Here is an 18966-nt window from a genome sequence, read left to right as displayed (position 1 = left end):
GCGCACCCCCGCACGCGGAGCGGGCCGGACGCGGCCCTCTCGCGATACCGGACAGCAGATGTCGGGTTTCCCTGCGAGGGTCGGCCACATCACCCACACGGCAGCCACACCGAGAGGACGCGGGGACATGAGCACACAGGGCGCGCTGGCGGGCAAGGTCGCACTCGTCGCGGGGGCGACGCGCGGCGCGGGCCGGGCGATGGCCGTCGAACTGGGGGCGGCCGGGGCCACCGTCTACGTGACGGGGCGCACCACCCGGGACCGGATCAGCGAGGTGGGGCGGGCCACGGAGACCATCGAGGAGACGGCGGAGCTGGTCACGGCCGCGGGCGGGGTGGGCATCGCGGTCCCGGTCGACCATCTGGAGCCCGAGCGGGTGCGGGCGCTGGTGGAGCGGATCGACCGGGCGCAGGGCCGACTGGACATCCTGGTCAACGATGTATGGGGAGGCGAGGCGCTGATCGAGTTCGGCAAGAAGACCTGGGAGACCAACCTGGCCTCCGGGCTGCGGATGCTCCGGCTCGGCGTCGAGACCCACCTCATCACCGCCTACTACGCGCTGCCGCTGCTGATCCGGCAGCCGGGCGGGCTGGTGGTCGAGGTGACCGACGGCACCGCGGAGTTCAACCGGACCTACCGCCTGAACCTCTTCTACGACCTCACCAAGAACGCCCCGATCCGCACGGCCTTCGGGCTCGCCGAGGAGCTGAAGGAGTTCGGCGGCACGGCGGTGTCCGTCTCCCCGGGCTTTCTCCGCTCCGAACAGATGCTGGACCACTTCGGGGTGACCGAGGCCAACTGGCGGGACGCGGTGGAGAAGGAGCCGCACTTCGCCATCGCCGAGTCGCCGCGCTTCGTCGGACGGGCGGTCGCGGCGCTCGCCGCCGACCCGGAGCGGGCGCGGTGGAACGGGAAGTCCGTCTTCAGCGGGGATCTGGCCAAGGTCTACGGCTTCACCGATCTGGACGGCTCCCGGCCGGACGTCTCCGGCTACTTCCGGGACGTCGTCTTCGGGGAGAAGGAGGCCACGGCCGCCGACTACCGGTAGCCGGGCTACCGGTAGCGCGATGCCATGCGGCGCGCCGCCGTCGCGAAGCGCTCCCGCAGGCAGGCCGGGGACAACACCTCCGCCTCGGGGCCGAGGGCCAGCAGCTGGCCGTACGCCACCTCCGCCGACTCCACCGGCAGGGTGACGGTGATCCACCCCTCCCCATCCGGTTCCCCGGCCGCCCGGACGGCCTCCTCGCCCGCCGTACGGTCCGTGACGTACGGCAGGCGGCGGGCCCCGTCCGGGCTGAGCCGCAGGGTGATCTCCTCGCGGAGGATCGAGCGGGCGAACTGAGCGGCCCGCTCGGCCCAGAAGGCGGGCAGGTCGAACGCCTCGTCCCGACCGAAGCGCGGGGCGCCGGACACGGGGGCGACGTCGGTGAGGCGATCCACCCGGTACACCCGGAAGTCGCCGCGGGGGCCGCGGGGGCCGCCGGGGCGGCCTGAGCCCGCACCCCCCGCGCTGTGCGTACCACCGGAACGGCCCGCGCCGCCTGTGCCGCCGGGACGGCCCGTGTTGTTCGGTCCGCCCGTGTCGCTGGAGCCGCCCTTGCTGCCCGTGGCGTGTGTGCGTCCGGAGCCGTCCGTGCTGTGCGTGCCGCCCACGCCGCCTGTACCGCCGGGACGGCCCGTGCCGCCGGGACGGCCCGTGCCGCCCGTGCCGCCGGGACGGCCCGTGCCGCCCGTACCGTCCGCGTCGTCTGCGCCATCCGTGCAGTTCGGTCCGTTCGGTCTGTTCACGCGGGCCGCCAGGTACCACACGCCCGCCTTGAGTACGAGCCCGTACGGTTCCAGCTCGCGCTCCACCTCCGTGTCCCGGCGGCGGTAGCGCACCAGTAGCCGGCGGTCGTCCCACACCGCGTCGGCGACCTCCGGCAGCAGCGGCGGCGTCTGCGGCTCCTGCCACCAGCCCGGGGCGTCGAGGTGGAACCGCTGGGCCACGGTGTGCGAGGCGTCCCGCAGCTCCGGGAGCAGTGCGGCGGAGACCTTCAGCCGGGCGGCGGAGGCGGCGTCCGCGAGCCCCATCTCGCGCAGCGCGGAGGGGACACCGGACAGGAACAGCGCCTCGGCCTCGGTCCGGCCGAGGCCGGTCAGCCGGGTGCGGTAGCCGCCGATGAGCCGGTAGCCGCCGGCCCGGCCCCGGTCCGCGTAGACCGGGATGCCCGCCTCGGAGAGCGCGGCGGCGTCCCGGGTCACGGTGCGCTCCGAGACCTCCAGCTCCCGCGCCAGCTCGGCCCCCGTGATCGAGGGCCGGGCTTGCAGCAGGAGCACCATCTTGATGAGCCGGGCAGCACGCACGGCCCCATCATGCCGTGCCACCGCGTGGCGAGGCCGGGCCGGATCGGGGGGACAGCCGGCTCACGACGTCTGGGCCGCGGAACGCGGTGCCCCGCCACGCGGCGAGCCGTTCATCGGCTGCCGTGGGCGGGGCGGGGGAGTGGTGCCGTCAGATGCCGTACCGCTTCGCGGCCTCCTTGGGCGCGGTGGCCCGTACCACGCCCTGACGGGCCAGCCGGGACAGCGCGGTCACCACGATGGCCGGGGCGTCCACGCCGAAGTGGCGGCGGGCGGCCTCGCGGGTGTCGGAGAGGCCGAAACCGTCCGTGCCCAGCGAGTACCAGTCCTGCTCGACCCACTGGCTGATCTGGTCGGGGACGGCGCGCATCCAGTCGCTGACGGCGAGGACCGGGCCCGGTGCGCCTGCCAGGGCACGGGTGACGAACGGGACCCGGTCTTCGCCATTGAGCTGCGCCGCGTCACAGGACAGGGCGTCACGGCGCAGCTCGCTCCAGGAGGTGGCGGACCACACGTCGGCGGCCACGCCCCAGTCGTCGGCGAGGAGTTTCTGGGCCTCCAGCACCCAGTGGATGGCGGTGCCGGAGGCGAGGAGCTGGATGCGGGGGGCGTCGGCGGCGGGCGCCTCGGCCTCCTTGAAGCGGTACAGCCCCTTGAGGATGCCTTCCTCGACGCCTTCGCCCTGCGGCATCGGCGGCTGGACCTTGGTCTCGTTGTAGACCGTCAGGTAGTAGAAGACGTCCTCGGCCCGGGGGCCGTACATCCGCCGCAGGCCCTCCCGTACGATCACGCCGATCTCGTAGGCGAAGGCCGGGTCGTAGGCGAGCGCCGCCGGGTTGGTGGAGGCGATCAGCGGGGAGTGGCCGTCGGCGTGCTGGAGGCCCTCGCCGGTCATCGTCGTACGGCCGGCCGTGGCCCCGATGAGGAAGCCGCGGCCGAGCTGGTCGGCGAGCGCCCACATCTGGTCGGCGGTGCGCTGCCAGCCGAACATCGAGTAGAAGATGTAGAAGGGGATCATCGGCTCGCCGTGGGTCGCGTACGACGTCGCGGCGGCGGTGAAGTCGGCCATCGAACCGGCCTCGGTGATCCCCTCGTTGAGGATCTGACCGTTCGCGGCCTCCTTGTAGTACAGGAGCTGATCGCGGTCGACCGGGTCGTAGGTCTGGCCGAGCGGGGAGTAGATCCCGGCGGTCGGGAAGAGCGACTCCATGCCGAAGGTGCGTGCCTCGTCGGGCACGATCGGCACCCAGCGCCGCCCGGTCTCCTTGTCCCGCATCAGGTCCTTGACCAGCCGGACGAAGGCCATGGTGGTGGCGATCTCCTGGGTGCCGGAACCCTTGGCGAGCGTCTCGAACGGCTTCGGGGACGGCTCGGGCAGGGCCACCGGGTGGACCTTCCGGGCCGGGGCGGGGCCGCCGAGGGCCGCGCGGCGCTCCTGGAGGTAGCGGACCTCGGGGGAGTCGGGGCCGGGGTGGACGTAGGGGACGAGGGCGTCGTCCAGCTTGCTGTCCGGGATGGGCAGCTCCAGGAGGTCCCGCATGGCGCGGAACTCCTTGCCCGTCAGCTTCTTCATCTGGTGGTTGGCGTTGCGCGACTCGAAGCCGGGGCCCAGCGTCCAGCCCTTGACGGTCTGGGCGAGCACCACGGTCGGGGCGCCCTTGTGCGCCACGGCCGCGCGGTAGGCCGCGTACACCTTGCGCGGCTCGTGGCCGGCGCGCGAGGTGTGGAAACACTCGGTGAGCTTGGCGTCGGTGAGGCCCTGGGCCAGCCGGGCCAGCTCCGGGTCGGCGCCGAAGAAGTGCTCGCGGATGTAGGCCGCGTCGCGGGTCGCGTACGTCTGGAACTGACCGTCCGGGACCTCGCGCAGCCGGCGGACCAGCGCCCCCGAGGTGTCCAGCGCGAACAGCTCGTCCCAGGCGGAACCCCACAGCGACTTGATCACGTTCCAGCCGGCCGCGCGGAACTGGGCCTCCAGCTCCTGCACGATCTTGAAGTTGGCGCGCACCGGACCGTCGAGGCGCTGGAGGTTGCAGTTGATGACGAAGGTGAGGTTGTCCAGGCCCTCACGCCCGGCCAGGGCGAGCGCGGCGGTCGACTCCGGCTCGTCCATCTCGCCGTCGCCGAGGAAGGCCCATACGTGGGAGTTCGCGGTGTCCTTGATGCCGCGCGCCGCCAGATAGCGGTTGAAGCGGGCCTGGTAGATCGCGGAGATGGGGCCGATGCCCATCGAGACGGTGGGGAACTCCCACAGCCACGGCAGCCGGCGCGGATGCGGATAGGACGGCAGCCCCTCGCCGCCCGCCTCACGGCGGAAGTTGTCCAGGTGGGCCTCGGTCAGCCGGCCGTCGAGGAAGGCGCGGGCGTAGATGCCGGGGGAGGCGTGGCCCTGGATGTAGAGCTGGTCGCCGCTGCCGTCGGCCTCCTTCCCGCGGAAGAAGTGCTGGAAGCCCGTCTCGTAGAGCCACGCGGCGGAGGCGAAGGTGGCGATGTGGCCGCCGAGGCCGTCACGGCTGCCGCGGGTGACCATCGCCGCCGCGTTCCACCGGTTCCAGGCGGTGATGCGGGCCTCCATCGCCTCGTCGCCCGGGAACGCGGGCTCGGCGGCGGTCGGAATGGTGTTGACGTAGTCCGTCTCCAGCAGGGGCGGCAGCGCGAGCCCGGCGCTCTCGGCGCGCTCCAGGGTGCGGCGCATGAGGTACGAGGCGCGGTGCGACCCGGCCGCCCGCGCGACGGCGTCCAGGGAGGCGCCCCACTCGGCGGTCTCCTCGGGGTCACGGTCGGGAAGCTGGTCGAGCGCACTCGGCTGCGTGCGTGCGAGATCGGTCATGGACCGACTGTAAGTCTGATCGATGATCGATCAAAGCGCCGCCGGGAAAAAAGTGCTCCGCAGGCCGAAATTGGCATTCCGTGCCGCGAAACTAGGCACGCGGTGCACAGCCCAGCACATGCTCCTTGACCAGTTCACCGACTCGCGGGTCCCGCCGCTTGAAGGCGTCCACCACCGCCTGGTGTTCCTCGGCGTACGACTGCTGGACGGTGCCCAGCCAGCGGATCGACAGCGTGGTCCAGATCTCGATGCCCAGTGACTCCCAGGTGTGCAGCAGCACGCTGTTGCCCGACGCCCGCACCAGCTCCCGGTGGAACGCCACGGTGTGCCTGACCTGCGCCTCCCCGTCCGACGCCCGGTCCGCCGCGTACAGCGCCCGCACCTCGGGCTCCAGCGCGGAGGTGTCCTCGGCCAGCGCGGGCGCGGCCAGCTCCGCCGCGATCTGCTCGAGCCCGGCCCGTACCGGATAGATCTCCTCGAGGTCGGCCGCGGTCAGATTCCGCACCCGGACGCCCTTGTTGGGGGCCGACTCGATCAGCCGCAGCGACTCCAGCTCCCGCAGCGCCTCCCGGACCGGCGTCTGGCTGACCTCCAGCTCCGTGGCGATCCTCCGCTCCACGATCCGCTCGCCCGGCTTCCAGCGGCCGCTGACGATGCCCTCCACGAGGTGCTCGCGGATCTGCTCGCGCAGCGAGTGGACGACGGGCGGGGCCATGGGGCGCTCCTTAGGGACCAACAGTGAACAGCAGCCATTATCCCGGTACTGCCGGAACGAAAACCGCGCCCCGCACGGGAAGCCCGTGCGGGGCGCGGCAGTGCCTCAGAGGGGGCCTCGGAGGGCTCAGAGACCGAGCTCGACCTCGAACTCCCCGGCCTCCAGGATCTCCTTGACGGCCGTCAGGTAGCGGGCCGCGTCGGCACCGTCCACCAGGCGGTGGTCGTAGGAGAGGGCCACGTACGTCATGTCGCGCACCGCGATGGTCTCGCCCAGGTCCGGGTGGTTGATGACCACCGGACGCTTGACGGTCGCGCCGATGCCCAGGATGGCGACCTGGTTCGGCGGCACGATGATCGTGTCGAACAGCGCACCGCGCGAACCGGTGTTGCTGATCGTGAAGGTGGCGCCGGACATGTCGTCCGGGGTGATCTTGCTGGAGCGGACCTTGCCCGCCAGCTCCGCCGTCTTCTTGGCGATGCCCGCGATGTTGAGGTCGCCCGCGCCCTTGATGACCGGGGTCATCAGGCCCTTCTCGGCGTCCACCGCGATCCCGACGTTCTCCACGTCGAAGTACGTGATGGTGTTGTCGTCCTCGTTGATCCGGGCGTTGATGGCCGGGTGGGCCTTCAGCGCCTGGACGGCGGCCTTCACGAAGAACGGCATCGGCGAGAGCTTGACGCCCTCGCGCTGCGCGAACGCCTCCTTGGCCTGGGCGCGCAGCCGCATGACCTTGGTGACGTCCACCTCGACCACGCTGGTCAGCTGCGCCTGGCCGTGCAGGGCCTTCATCATGTTGTCGCCGATGACCTTGCGCATCCGCGGCATCTTGACGGTCTGGCCACGCAGCGGGGACACCGCCTGCGGGGCGGCCTTCGGCGCGGCGGCGGCCGGGGCCGGCGCCTGGGCCTGGGCCGCGGCCTTGGCGGCCTCGGCGGCGGCGATGACGTCCTGCTTGCGGATGCGGCCGCCGACGCCGGTGCCCTTGACGGTGGCCAGGTCCACGCCGTTCTCGGCGGCGAGCTTGCGCACCAGCGGGGTCACGTAGGCGCCCTCGGCCTCGGGGGCCGAAGGAGCGGGGATGGTCGCGGCCGGAGCCGGAGCCGGAGCCGGGGCGGGCGCCGGAGCCGGGGCCGGGGCGGCCGGGGCCGGCTCGGGGGCGACCGGCTCCGGGGTGACGGCCTGCGGCGCCGGGGCGCTCGGGGCCTGCGGGGCCGGGGCCTCCTTGGCCGGCTCGGGAGCCGGGGCGGCCGGGGCGGGCGCGGCGGCCGGAGCGGCGCCGGCGGCGCCGATCACGGCGAGCTTGGCGCCGACCTCGGCGGTCTCGTCCTCGGCGACCAGGATCTCCAGCAGGGTGCCCGCGGCCGGGGCCGGGATCTCGGTGTCGACCTTGTCGGTCGAGACCTCGAGCAGCGGCTCATCGGCCTCGACGGAGTCGCCGACCTCCTTGAGCCAGCGGGTCACGGTGCCCTCGGTCACCGACTCGCCCAGCGCGGGCAGGACCACATCGGTGCCCTCGGCGCCACCGGCCGGAGCGGCGGCGGCAGGGGCGGGGGCGGGGGCCTCGGCGGCGGGCGCCGGGGCGGGCTCGGGCTGGGCCGCCGGAGCGGGCTCGGCCGCCGGGGCGGGGGCCTCGGCCGGGGCCGCGCCGCCGTCGTCGATGACGGCGAGCTCGGCGCCGACCTCGACCGTCTCGTCCTCGGCCACCTTGATGGAGGTCAGCACACCGGCCGAGGGGGCCGGGATCTCGGTGTCGACCTTGTCGGTCGAGACCTCGAGCAGGGGCTCGTCGGCCTCGACGCGCTCACCTTCGGCCTTGAGCCAGCGGGTGACGGTGCCCTCGGTCACGCTCTCGCCGAGCGCCGGCAGGGTTACGGAAACCGCCATGGTGTTCGGTTGCTCCTTAACGATCTTTACGGATGGTTCGCGCTCGGGATGAATCAGTCGTGGGAGTGCAGCGGCTTGCCGGCCAGGGCCAGGTGGGCCTCGCCGAGCGCCTCGTTCTGCGTCGGGTGGGCGTGGACCAGCTGCGCGACCTCGGCCGGCAGCGCCTCCCAGTTGTAGATCAGCTGAGCCTCGCCGACCTGCTCGCCCATCCGGTCACCGACCATGTGGACGCCGACGACGGCACCGTCGCGGACCTGCACGAGCTTGATCTCGCCCGCGGTCTTGAGGATCTTGCTCTTGCCGTTGCCCGCGAGGTTGTACTTCAGGGCGACGACCTTGTCCGCCCCGTACAGCTCCTTGGCCTTGGCCTCGGTGATGCCGACGGAGGCGACCTCGGGGTGGCAGTAGGTCACCCGCGGCACACCGTCGTAGTCGACCGGCACCGGGTTCAGGCCGGCCAGCCGCTCGGCCACCAGCATGCCCTCGGCGAAGCCGACGTGGGCCAGCTGGAGGGTGGGGACCAGGTCGCCGACGGCGGAGATGGTCGGCACATTGGTCCGCATGTACTCGTCGACGAGGACGTAGCCGCGGTCCATGGCGACCCCGGCCTCCTCGTAGCCCAGGCCCTGCGAGACCGGGCCGCGGCCGACGGCCACCAGCAGCAGCTCGGCCTCGAAGGTCTTGCCGTTCTCCAGCGAGACCTTGACGCCGTCGGCGGTGTACTCGACGCCGGAGAAGCGGGAGCCGAGGGAGAAGTTGATGCCGCGCTTGCGGAAGGCGCGCTCCAGCAGCTTGGAGCTGTTCTCGTCCTCGACCGGGACGAGGTGGGGAAGCGCCTCGACGATGGTGATGTCGGCCCCGAAGGACTTCCACGCGGAGGCGAACTCGACACCGATGACACCGCCGCCCAGCACGACCGCGGACTTCGGCACCCGGTCCAGCACCAGCGCGTGGTCGGAGGAGATCACGCGGTTGCCGTCGATCTCCAGGCCGGGGAGGGACTTCGGCACCGAACCGGTGGCCAGCAGGATGTGGCGGCCGGTGTACCGCTGGCCGTTCACATCGACGGAGGTCGGGGAGGACAGCCGGCCCTCACCCGTCACATAGGTGACCTTGCGGGAGGCGATCAGGCCCTGGAGACCCTTGTAGAGGCCCGAGACCACGCCGTCCTTGTACTTGTGCACACCCTCGATGTCGATGCCCTCGAAGGTGGTCTTGACACCGAATTCCGAACCCTCACGGGCCTGGTCGGCGATCTCACCGGCGTGCAGCAGAGCCTTGGTGGGGATGCAGCCGCGGTGCAGGCAGGTGCCGCCCAGCTTGTCCTTCTCGATCAGGGCGACGTCCAGACCCAGCTGCGCCGCGCGCAGGGCAGCGGCGTAACCGCCGCTACCGCCTCCGAGGATCACTAGGTCGAAAACGGTGCTGGCGTCGTTCGCCACGTCACGTCCTCCATGCATGGTGCGCCGGGGTCGGCCGTCGGTCGGCCGGGCGGCGGCGGGTGTTCGGCCGCTTCTTGCTCACGGCCCTGGTGTCTGGGGCCCTGTCCTGCCGGGACAACATCTTCGCACTTGTTGAGAGGAGGCGGGACGCGGGGCCGCTGTGTGAGAAATCTCCACACCCCAGTTCAGGGGTTACTCCTGCGTAGGCGGAACGCGGAGCCCCGTCGATTTCGTTGAGGGCGAAATCGACGGGACTTTCGGCCCGTGGCCCGGCCGCGTCCGGCCGCGTCCCGGCTCAGCCGAGATCGCCGTCGGCGGCGCGCTCCGCCAGCCGCACCAGCGTGCGGACCGCGGAGCCGGTGCCGCCCTTGGGGGTGTAGCCGAACGGTCCGGACTCGTTGAAGGCCGGGCCCGCGATGTCCAGGTGGCCCCAGGTGATCCCGTCCGCCACGAACTCCCGCAGGAAGATACCCGCCACCAGACCGCCACCCATGCGCTCGCCCATGTTCGCCAGATCGGCGACCGGGGAGTCGATGCCCTTGCGGAGATCCGACGGCAGCGGCATCGGCCACGACTGCTCACCGGCCTGCTCCGCGGTCTCGTGGAGCGTGGTGCGGAACGCGTCGTCGTTCGACATGATCCCGAACGTGCGGTTGCCCAGCGCGAGCACCATCGCACCGGTCAGCGTCGCCACGTCCACGATCGCGTCCGGCTTCTCCTCACCGGCGCGGGTGATCGCGTCGGCGAGCACCAGCCGGCCCTCGGCGTCGGTGTTCAGCACCTCGACGGTCTTGCCGCCGTACATCGACAGCACATCGCCGGGACGGGTGGCCGAACCCGACGGCATGTTCTCGGCCAGCGCCAGCCAGCCGGTCAGATTGACCCGCAGACCCAGCTTGGCGGCGGTGACGACCGCGGCGAACACGGCGGCGGCCCCGCTCATGTCGCACTTCATCGTCTCGTTGTGACCGGCCGGCTTGAGCGAGATGCCGCCCGAGTCGTAGGTGATGCCCTTGCCGATCAGCGCGAGCGTCTTCTCGGCCTTGGGGTGGGTGTACGCGATCCGGACCAGCCGCGGCGGGGCCTCCGAACCCTGGCCCACGCCCAGGATGCCGCCGTACCCGCCCTTCTTGAGCGCCTTCTCGTCCAGCACCTCGGCCTTGAGACCGTGCTCCTTCGCGGCCGCGACCGCCTCGGCCGCGAAGACGGCCGGGGTGAGCAGGTTGGACGGGGTGTTGATCAGGTCGCGGGCCCGGTTGACCTCCGCGACCAGGGCGGTGGCGCGCTCGGCGGCGGCCTTGTACGCCTTGTCGCGCGGCTTGCCGAGCAGGGTGACCTCGGCGAGCGGGCCGTTGTTCTTCTTGTCCTTGTCGTCCTTGGCCTTGCCGCCGTTGCCGTTGCTCTTGTCGTACGCGTACGCACCGAGCAGCGCGCCCTCGGCGACGGCGCCGGCGTCCGCCGCGTTCTCGACCGGCAGCGCGAACGCGCCCTTCTTCGAACCGGACAGTGCGCGCGAGGCCACCCCGGCGGCCCGGCGCAGCGTCTCGGCGGCGTAGCCGTCGCCCTTGGCCGGGGCCTCGCCCAGCCCGACCGCCAGCACGACCGGGGCCTTGAGGCCGGACGCGGAGGGCAGCTTGGTCACCTCGCCCTCGGCGCCGGTCGCGCCGAGCGTCTCCAGAACGGCGGCCAGCTTCCCGCCGAACGCCTTGTCCACGGCCTCGGCGCCGGCGGCGACGACGGGGCCCTTGGCCCCCTTCGCCACGCCGACGACGACGGCGTCCGCGCGCAGTGCCGCGGCGGAGGAGGTGCTGAGAGTCAGAGCAGTCACAGTGGTCGGGTCCCTCTTCCGTTGGTTCGTCGGCCGATATGGGTTGCAGGCCGCGCCCTCCGCATCGTATGCGGTCGCTTGTTCTCGAGGCTCGGTTCGCCCCAGGGGCGTGGTGCCCGGGGCCTCGGAGCGGGGGCGGGTGGGGAACGGAATTGACGGTGGCCGTTCAGGGACGGGAGGCCGCGCGATAGCCTTCCGCGCGATGGACACCACGCCGGAGCAGCCGCCGCAGCAGCCGCACTCCCCGTCGCAGCCGCCGCAGCCGGGGTCGTCCGCGCGCGGGCCGGAGTCCGAGCGCGCGCCGGAGCCCGAGCACCCGGAAGGCGCGGAGCCCTCCGACCGCCCGGAAGGCGCGGAGCCCCCCGGCCGCCCGGAGCATCCGCCGCGCCCCGCGTACGACCCGCCGCCCGCGCACGCTCCGCGCGCCCCCTGGGCCGACGGGGTCCGCTTCGCCTTCGGCACGCTCACGGTGCTGCCCGTACGGGTCACCCGCTGGGACCGGCAGGCGGCCCACGCCGGGATGCTGTGCGCTCCGCTGGCCGGGCTGGCCGTGGGACTGTGCGCGGCGGCAGTGGGTGGGGCCTTGCTGTTCCTGGGCGCCGGGGCGCTGTTGGCGGCCGTCACCACCGCCGCGATACCCGCCGTACTGACCCGCGGCCTCCACCTCGACGGGCTCGCCGACACCGCGGACGGGCTCGGCAGCGGCAAGCCCGCCGAGGACGCGCTGCGCATCATGAAGCGGTCGGACATCGGGCCGTTCGGCGTGATCACGCTGCTGTTCGTCCTGCTCGGCCAAGTGGCGGCCCTGGCCCAGCTGTACGGGCAGGACTGGGCGCACGGCGCGGTCGCGGCGGCCGTGGCCGGTGTCGCCGCGCGCTGCTCCCTGACGCTCGCGGCGCGCGTGGGAGTCCCGGCGGCGCGTCCGGAGGGACTGGGCGCGGCCGTCGCGGGCACCGTGCCGTGGCGGTCCGCCGGTGTCGTGGCGGCGGTGGCGGTGGCCGGCTGCGCGGTGGCGGCCGCCCCCTTCGGCCCGTACGCCGTCGCCCGTCACGCCTTCGCCGCCCTGGCCGCCCTGGTGGCCGCCGAACTCCTGCTGCGCCACTGCCGCCGCCGTCTCGACGGGGTGACCGGCGATGTCTTCGGCGCGCTCGCGGAGACGGCCGCGACGACCGCCCTGGTGATCCTGACCTTTGGTTAGGACCGGCCGCCGCCGGCCCCGGACCATCCGGCGCCCGGCGCCCGGGTTGCGGTGGGTTCGCGGCGGCGAGCGGCCGCCGCTACGGCAGGTCCGCGGCCCGTTCCCCCTCGCGGCTCCCGCGGAGGACCGTCGGAAGGACCTCAGCCGTCGTGTTCGGGGAGTTCCGCGTACAGGGCCGCGGCCGCCTGCACCAGCGGCAGGGCCAGCAGCGCGCCCGTACCCTCGCCGACCGTGACGCCGTGGTCGAGCAGCGGGGTGAGGGCGATACGGTCGAGCGCCTTCTCCTGGCCCGGCTCGCCGCTGGCCTGACCGGCCAGCCACCAGTCCGGGGCACGGAACGCCACCCGCTGGGCGACCAGCGCACAGGCCGCCGAGACGACGCCGTCCAGGATCACGGGGGTACGGCGCACGGCGCTCTGCAACAGGAAGCCGGTGATCGCGGCGAGGTCGGCACCGCCGACGGTGGCCAGCAGCTGGAGCTGATCGCCGAGCACCGGGCGGGCCCGGCGCAGCCCGTCGCGGATCGCGGCGCATTTGCGCATCCACGCGAGATCGTCGATGGCGGCCCCGCCCCGGCCGGTGACCACGGACGCGTCCGTACCGCACAGCGCGGCGATCAGGGTGGCGGCGGCGGTGGTACCGCCGACGCTGAGGTCGCCCAGGACGAGGAGGTCGGTGCCGGAGTCCACTTCCTCGTCGGCGATGGCCATCCCGGTACGGAAGGCCCGCTCGGCCTCGTCCAGGGTGAGCGCGTCCTCGACGTCGAGCCGGCCGGACGCGCGGCGCACGCGGTGGCGGGTGACCTCCTCGGGGAGGTCCCCGGGGTCGCAGTCCAGCGCCATGTCGACGACGCGGACGGACGCGCCGAGCCGGGCGGCGAGGATGGCGGCCGGGCTCTCGCCGTCCAGCACGGCGCGGACGAGGCGGTGGGTGCTCCTGGCGGGGCGGGCGGAGACGCCCAGGTCGGAGACGCCGTGGTCGCCCGCGAAGAGGATGACGCGGGGCTGCTCGACGGGCTTGACCGGCACCCGCTGCTGCGCGGCGGCCAGCCACTCGCCCAGTTCGTCCAGCCGCCCGAGCGCACCCGGCGGCAACGCGAGCCGCTCGCGGCGCTCCTCGGCGTCACGCCGGATGCCCCCGTCGGGGCGCTCGATCAGGTCGACGAAGTCATCGAGATTGAGAGCACTCACCTGGCGAACCCTACCGGGCCGGCCGGAAAGCGGTACCGGCTCCGCCGGTTGGGGTCGGCTCACGCGTCGGCGTCCGCGTCGGCGTCCGCGTCGGCGTCGGCGTTGCCGTCGGCGTCGGCGTCGGCGTCGGGCTGCTCGGCTCGGTGGGGTGCGGGTTTCGTCTCGCGCCTTCGGCGCACGTGAGCAGCGGGGCAGGGGGTGCCGGGCCGGGCCCGCATCGCCGTCCGCCGGGCCGGTGGGGGCGGGGGCCGGTGGCGGCTTCCGTGGCCGGGGGCCGAGGCCGATGCCGGACAGCAGGGGGGTTGGTGGGTACCTCCTGAAAACGTTTGATGAATTAGTTGCGTCAGATCAAGCGTTTTTTATGGGGGGGGTACCGGGAGGGGCCAGGCGGGGCGAGCTTCCGTCGAGTGCGGCGCCGGACCGCCGGAAGCCGACGGGATCTTGCCCCGCAGCCCGCAGCGCGCAGTCCGGCTGGGCCCCGGCCGTCGAGCACGGAAGCCGCCACCGGCGCCCGCCCCCACCGCCCCGGCGCCCGGCGGCGGCGCCGCCCCCCACCCCCTGCCCCGCTGCTCAAGTGCGCCGAAGGCGCGAGACGAAACCCGCACCCCACCGAGCCGAACAGCCCCGCAAGACCTGGCGGCCCAGGAGCCCCGGCCGAGGTTGCCCCGACGGGCTCAGCCGCGCAGCGGCAGCGGCTGACCGGCCACGACCAGGAGCACCTGCTCGCACTCCTCGGCGAACGCCGCGTTCAACCGGCCCAGTTCATCGCGGAAGCGGCGGCCGGAGGCGGTCGCGGGGACGACCCCGGCGCCGACCTCGTTGCTCACCGCCACCACCGTACGGCTGGTGGCGCGGACCGCCGCGACGAGCGCGGACACCCGTTCGCGGAGGGCGCGTTCACCGCCGTGCGCCCACTTGTCGTCGTCCCAGGCGTCCACGGAGTCCATCGCGTCGGTGAGCCACAGCGCCAGGCAGTCGATGAGCAGCGGCGGGCCGTCCTGGGCGAGCAGCGGTGTCAGATCGCAGGTCTCGGTGGTGCGCCAGGAGCCGGGGCGGCGCTCGCGATGGGCCGAGATGCGGGCGGCCCACTCCGGGTCGCCCTCGCGGATGCCGCTCGTGGCGACGTAGAGCACGTCGGGGAAGGCGGCCAGCCGCCGTTCCGCCTCCATGGACTTACCGGACCGGGCACCGCCCAGCACCAGCGTGCGGCGCGGCAGATCCGGCACCGCGTGGTACTCGCCGACGATCAGCGTCCGCCCGTCGGGCACCGTCCGCGCACCCGCCGTGGCGAGACGGCGGTGCAGCTCCTGGCCCGGCGGGACGGTGTGGTCGAGGTGCACGGCCACGACGTCCGTGGTGGCGCCCACGGCGCCCGAGGCGCGCAGGGCGGCCAGGGCGTCGGGGCGGCCCAGCACATCGAGCAGCACCATGTCGTACGGCTCGGCCGGGTCCGGGAGGCCGGCGGGGGCGCCGCCCGGCGGCAGGTACAGCAGCCGGGGGCCGTCGGGGCCGGTGACCTCGTAGCCCGTACCGGGGGAGTCCAGCGCCACCGCCCGTACCCGGTGGCCGCTGATCAGGGACAGCCGGCGGCCGTCCGGCACCCGCCCCGGCGCGGGCAGCCCGGCCGGGAACTCGACGGCCGGGCCCGCGTGCGGATGCGAGAGCAGCACCTGCCGTACGCCGACCAGCGAGTGGCCGGCCCGCGCGGCGGCGAAGGCGGCCCCCGGGGTGAGGTCGATCAGCAGCGCGCCGTCGATCAGCAGCGAGGTGGCGGCCCGCGCCTCCTCGCCGACGGCGGCGGCGCAGGAGGCGCAGGGGCAGCCGTGGCGCGGCAGCCCGTCGGGCGACCCGGTGCCCAGAAGAGTGAGTTCCACGGTCTGATCGTCTCGCGTCCGGTCCCACGGGTCGCGCGGGGCCACCCCCTAGGGAGTGATCAGTCACTTAGGCTGCGGGCAGACATCACCTGTGGACCGGCGGGTATCACCTGTGGGCCGGCAGGATGGAGGAGGCTGGATATGGCGTGGACATGGCGGTTCGAGAAGTCCGACGGGACGGAGACGAAGCCCGCGGTGCAGCCGGACGAGTTCCCGACTCAGGGGGACGCGGAGTCGTGGATCGGTGAGGAGTGGCGGGCGCTCCTCGAGGGAGGAGCGGAGCAGGTGACGCTCTTCGAGGACGGCACGAAGATCTACGGCCCGATGAGCCTGCGCGCCGAGTAGGCGTGGCATCGAGTCGGACGGTGCGCCCCGAGTAGGCCTACGCGCCTACTCGGCCGGCGCGCACCGAGCCGGACGGTGGACGCCGATCAGGCGTCCGCGCACCGCAGGGCACGCACCCGAAGAGCAAGGGTGCATCGCACCGGACCCGCACCTTGCAGTACGCCCGCGTCGAGCCAGACGCATGCGCCGATGCGCGGGTGGCACCCGCGCGAGGTGGTGCCCGAGCGCCTGCGCAGGGTGCCTGCGCAAGGTGGTGCCCGCGCAGGGTGGTGACCGTGCGGGGGTAGCGCTCGCCTGAGGTAGCGCCCGTGCGGGGGGCTGCTCGCGCGGGGTGGCGTCCGTGCGGGGTGGTGCCTGCGCGGGGTGGCGCCCACGCGAGGTGGTGCCCGTGTGAGGTAGCGCCTGCGCGGGGTGGCGCCCGTGCGGGGTGGCGCCCACGCGAGGTAGCGCCTGCGCGGGGTGGCGCCTGCGCGGAGTGGCGTCCGTGCGGGGTGGCGCCCACGCGGGGTGGTGTCCGCGCGGGGTGGTGCCTGCGCGAGGTGGTGCCCGTGCGAGGTAGCGCCTGCGCGGGGGCTGCCCCGCGCGGGGTGGTGCCTGCGCGGGGTGGCGCCTGCGCGGAGTGGCGTCCGTGCGAGGTGGCGCCCACGCAAGGTGGTGCCTGCGCGGGGGCTGCTCGCGCGGGGTGGTGCCCGTGCGAGGTAGCGCCTGCGCGGGGGGCTGCCCGCGCGAGGTGGTGCCCACGCAAGGTGGTGCCCCGGGCGGGGTGGCGGCCGTACCGTCTGGCGCTCGCGCGAGGTAGGTGCGGGGTGGCAGTGGCGGTGGGCACCGCCACTGCCACCCCGCATCGGCGATCAGCCCCGCACCCCACACAGATGCAGCAGTGCCGCCACCGCGCGGTACGGATCCGTGCGGCCGGCTCGTTCCTCGGCTGCCAGCAGGCGCTCCCACTCCGGGGAGCCGGGCGGCTCCGCGTCGTTCGGGGCGAGGTCGGTGAAGACGCGCACCCCGTACCAGGCGCGCAGCGGCGCGCCGATCGCGGTCAGGGTCGAGGTCAGTTCCTCGCGCCGGTCGGCGCGCACCCGCAGGCCGATCCGGTTGGTGTACGAGGGGGAGTCGAAGGCGGTCAGCGCGGTGTCCCAGTCCCCGGCCAGCCCCGGCCGCATCGCCAGCGCGTCGCCGTTGCGCACCAGCAGGGAGAGCAGACCGCCGGGGGCCAGTACCCGGGCCAGCCCGGCGAGCAGCGGATCGGGTTCGGGCACGTACATCAGCACCCCGTGGCACAGCACCACGTCGAAGGTGCCCGGCAGGAAGTGGGCCCCGGTCTCCCGGCCGTCGCCCTCGATCAGCCGCACCCGCCGCCGGATGCCCTCGGGCTCCTCGGCGAGCACGGTGCGGGCCGCCTCCAGCATGGCGGCGTCCGACTCCAGCCCGGTCACCTCATGGCCGGCACGGGCCAGCCGCAGGGCCTGGGTGCCCTGGCCGACGCCCACGTCGAGCACCCGCAGCCGCTGTCCCACCGGGAAGCGGGCGGTGATCTGCTCGTCGAGCTGGTGCGCGACCAGTGTCTGCCGGACGGTGTTCCGCAGGGCCCCGAGGTGACCCAGCCAGCCGGTCGCCCCGCCGGCGAAGCCGGAGGGTTGGCCGCTCAGGGCCGCTCTCCGCGCTTGACCTGCGGCTTGGGCAGCCGCAGCCGGCGCATCTGGAGGGTGCGCATCAGGGCGTACGCCACCGCGCCGCGCAGGTTCTCGTCGGGGAAGCGCTTGCGCAGCTGCCGCTTGAGCTGGAAGCCGAGGACGATGGAGTTGATCACGATCAGGACGATGACCACCATCCACAGCAGCAGCACATAGCTCTGCAGGGCGCCGGCCCGGATCATGCTCAGCACCAGGATGACCACCGCGAGCGGCAGGAAGTACTCCGCCACCGAGAACCGCGAGTCCACGAAGTCGCGGGCGAAGCGGCGCACCGGACCCTTGTCGCGGGCCGGCAGATACCGCTCGTCGCCCCCGGCCAGCGCCTCGCGCTGCTTGGCCAGATCGGCGCGGCGGGCCTCGCGCGCACGCTTGGTGGCCTCCTTACGGTTGGCCGGCGTCTTCGCCAGGCTGCGGCGCTGTGACTGGGCCTCGCTCCGCTTGGGAGTGGGGCGGCCCTTGGGCGCCTGCGGGTCACGGGGCTGCTGCGGCTGGTCCGCGGTCACCTTGGTGGTTGCGGCCTGCTCATCCTTGGAACGGCTTCGGAACACAAAGCCCAAGGGTACGGGTTGCCGGGTGGGTGCCCCAGCCTCAGGGGGAACGATCCGGCAACGGGATCCCGCCGTACCGGGACCCGATCGGGACACAGATCGGGACACAGGGGGCGCACTCCTCCTTGCGCCGGAGACTCCGGGTGCCTGATCGTCCTGGAGGAGGAGCGCGCGCGGACGCGAACAGTGCGGTAATGGAAGTGGGCCCCGTAGGCTGGGTCTATTGGAGTGCCGGAGCACACGTCCGTCAGAAGGGGGCGCGCGAGGCCCATGAGCGGTGTCATGAAGCGTATGGGAATGATCTTCCGCGCGAAGGCCAACAAGGCCCTGGACCGGGCCGAGGACCCGCGCGAGACCCTTGACTACTCGTACCAGAAGCAGCTCGAGCTGCTCCAGAAGGTGCGGCGCGGTGTCGCGGACGTGGCGACCTCGCGCAAGCGCCTGGAGCTTCAGCTCAACCAGTTGCAGGGCCAGTCCACCAAGCTGGAGGACCAGGGGCGCAAGGCGCTCGCGCTCGGCCGGGAGGACCTGGCCCGCGAGGCGCTGTCCCGCCGTGCCGCGCTCCAGCAGCAGGTCACCGACCTGGAGACGCAGCACCAGACGCTCCAGGGCGAGGAGGAGAAGCTGACGCTGGCCGCCCAGCGGCTGCAGGCCAAGGTCGACGCGTTCCGCACCCGCAAGGAGACCATCAAGGCCACCTACACCGCGGCCCAGGCGCAGACCCGGATCGGCGAGGCGTTCTCCGGCATCTCGGAGGAGATGGGCGACGTCGGCATGGCGATCCAGCGCGCCGAGGACAAGACCGCCCAGATGCAGGCGCGCGCGGGTGCGATCGACGAGCTGCTGGCCTCCGGAGCCCTCGACGACCAGTCCGGTATGGCCACCAAGGACGACATCGCGGCCGAGCTCGACCGGATCTCCGGCGGTACGGACGTGGAGCTGGAGCTCCAGCGGATGAAGGCCGAGCTGGCCGGCGGCAGCCCGCAGCAGGCGATCGAGGGCGGCAAGCAGGACCAGGCCCAGCAGTCCCAGACCCAGCACAGGTTCGACAAGCAGTAGCCCGCGCCCCTTGGGC

General features: G+C 73.4%; 14 protein-coding genes. 4 read left to right on the top strand and 10 right to left on the bottom strand.

All coding sequences use genetic code 11. The annotated features are described in order from the left end of the window. The first annotated feature begins 127 nt into the window (after window positions 1-127). Window positions 128-1048, top strand: coding sequence for an SDR family oxidoreductase (locus tag N6H00_RS11710; RefSeq protein ID WP_268971570.1), 921 nt, complete (start codon window positions 128-130; stop codon window positions 1046-1048). 5 nt (window positions 1049-1053) lie between these two features. On the opposite strand, the gene N6H00_RS11705 is transcribed toward N6H00_RS11710, so the two are convergent. The 6 genes from N6H00_RS11705 to N6H00_RS11680 all read right to left on the bottom strand — a co-directional run bounded on the left by N6H00_RS11705 (window position 1054) and on the right by N6H00_RS11680 (window position 11042). Then, window positions 1054-2346, bottom strand: coding sequence for a helix-turn-helix transcriptional regulator (locus N6H00_RS11705; RefSeq protein WP_268971569.1), 1293 nt, complete (start codon window positions 2344-2346; stop codon window positions 1054-1056). A gap of 148 nt (window positions 2347-2494) precedes the next feature. Continuing rightward, a complete protein-coding gene (gene aceE / locus N6H00_RS11700) occupies window positions 2495-5170 on the bottom strand; it encodes a pyruvate dehydrogenase (acetyl-transferring), homodimeric type (protein ID WP_268971568.1) in 2676 nt (891 codons plus the stop codon). A 91-nt stretch (window positions 5171-5261) separates the two neighbouring features. Further along, window positions 5262-5885 (bottom strand): GntR family transcriptional regulator, encoded by a 624-nt coding sequence (locus N6H00_RS11695; protein ID WP_268971567.1) that lies wholly within the window; start codon window positions 5883-5885, stop codon window positions 5262-5264. A gap of 126 nt (window positions 5886-6011) precedes the next feature. Beyond that, window positions 6012-7772 carry a 2-oxoglutarate dehydrogenase, E2 component, dihydrolipoamide succinyltransferase gene (gene sucB / locus N6H00_RS11690; protein WP_268971566.1) on the bottom strand — a complete coding sequence of 587 codons (1761 nt, stop codon included), beginning with the start codon at window positions 7770-7772 and terminating at the stop codon, window positions 6012-6014. Window positions 7773-7825: 53 nt separating this feature from the next. Then, window positions 7826-9214, bottom strand: coding sequence for a dihydrolipoyl dehydrogenase (lpdA, locus tag N6H00_RS11685; RefSeq protein WP_030838769.1), 1389 nt, complete (start codon window positions 9212-9214; stop codon window positions 7826-7828). A gap of 295 nt (window positions 9215-9509) precedes the next feature. Then, window positions 9510-11042, bottom strand: coding sequence for a leucyl aminopeptidase (locus N6H00_RS11680; RefSeq protein WP_268971564.1), 1533 nt, complete (start codon window positions 11040-11042; stop codon window positions 9510-9512). A 202-nt stretch (window positions 11043-11244) separates the two neighbouring features. Between N6H00_RS11680 and N6H00_RS11675 the strand changes: the two genes are divergently transcribed. Further along, window positions 11245-12240 (top strand): adenosylcobinamide-GDP ribazoletransferase, encoded by a 996-nt coding sequence (locus N6H00_RS11675; RefSeq protein ID WP_268971563.1) that lies wholly within the window; start codon window positions 11245-11247, stop codon window positions 12238-12240. Between the two features lie 140 nt (window positions 12241-12380). Here N6H00_RS11675 and cobT read toward each other — a convergent pair whose 3' ends face one another. After that, on the bottom strand, window positions 12381-13430 hold the full coding sequence (gene cobT / locus N6H00_RS11670; protein ID WP_268971562.1) for a nicotinate-nucleotide--dimethylbenzimidazole phosphoribosyltransferase: 1050 nt from the start codon (window positions 13428-13430) through the stop codon (window positions 12381-12383). Between the two features lie 674 nt (window positions 13431-14104). Next, entirely contained in the window at window positions 14105-15304 is a 1200-nt protein-coding gene (locus N6H00_RS11665; protein WP_268971561.1) for a bifunctional adenosylcobinamide kinase/adenosylcobinamide-phosphate guanylyltransferase, read from the bottom strand. A 141-nt stretch (window positions 15305-15445) separates the two neighbouring features. On the opposite strand from N6H00_RS11665, the gene N6H00_RS11660 reads away from it, so the two are divergent. Further along, a complete protein-coding gene (locus N6H00_RS11660) occupies window positions 15446-15649 on the top strand; it encodes a hypothetical protein (RefSeq protein WP_268971560.1) in 204 nt (67 codons plus the stop codon). A gap of 851 nt (window positions 15650-16500) precedes the next feature. Here the strand turns inward: N6H00_RS11660 and N6H00_RS11655 are convergent. Together N6H00_RS11655 and N6H00_RS11650 are read right to left on the bottom strand one after the other, a co-directional pair. Continuing rightward, entirely contained in the window at window positions 16501-17211 is a 711-nt protein-coding gene (locus N6H00_RS11655) for a class I SAM-dependent methyltransferase (RefSeq protein WP_329618683.1), read from the bottom strand. A gap of 83 nt (window positions 17212-17294) precedes the next feature. Further along, window positions 17295-17891 (bottom strand): DUF3043 domain-containing protein, encoded by a 597-nt coding sequence (locus N6H00_RS11650; RefSeq protein WP_268971558.1) that lies wholly within the window; start codon window positions 17889-17891, stop codon window positions 17295-17297. A 270-nt stretch (window positions 17892-18161) separates the two neighbouring features. Here N6H00_RS11650 and N6H00_RS11645 point away from each other — a divergent pair, with 270 nt between their 5' ends. Then, entirely contained in the window at window positions 18162-18950 is a 789-nt protein-coding gene (locus N6H00_RS11645) for a PspA/IM30 family protein (protein WP_268971557.1), read from the top strand. Window positions 18951-18966: the final 16 nt, after the last annotated feature.

This window comes from Streptomyces sp. S465 (assembly GCF_026898115.1).
GTDB classification, from domain to species: Bacteria; Actinomycetota; Actinomycetes; order Streptomycetales; family Streptomycetaceae; genus Streptomyces; species Streptomyces luomodiensis.
This window is presented reverse-complemented; position numbering and strand designations above follow the sequence as displayed.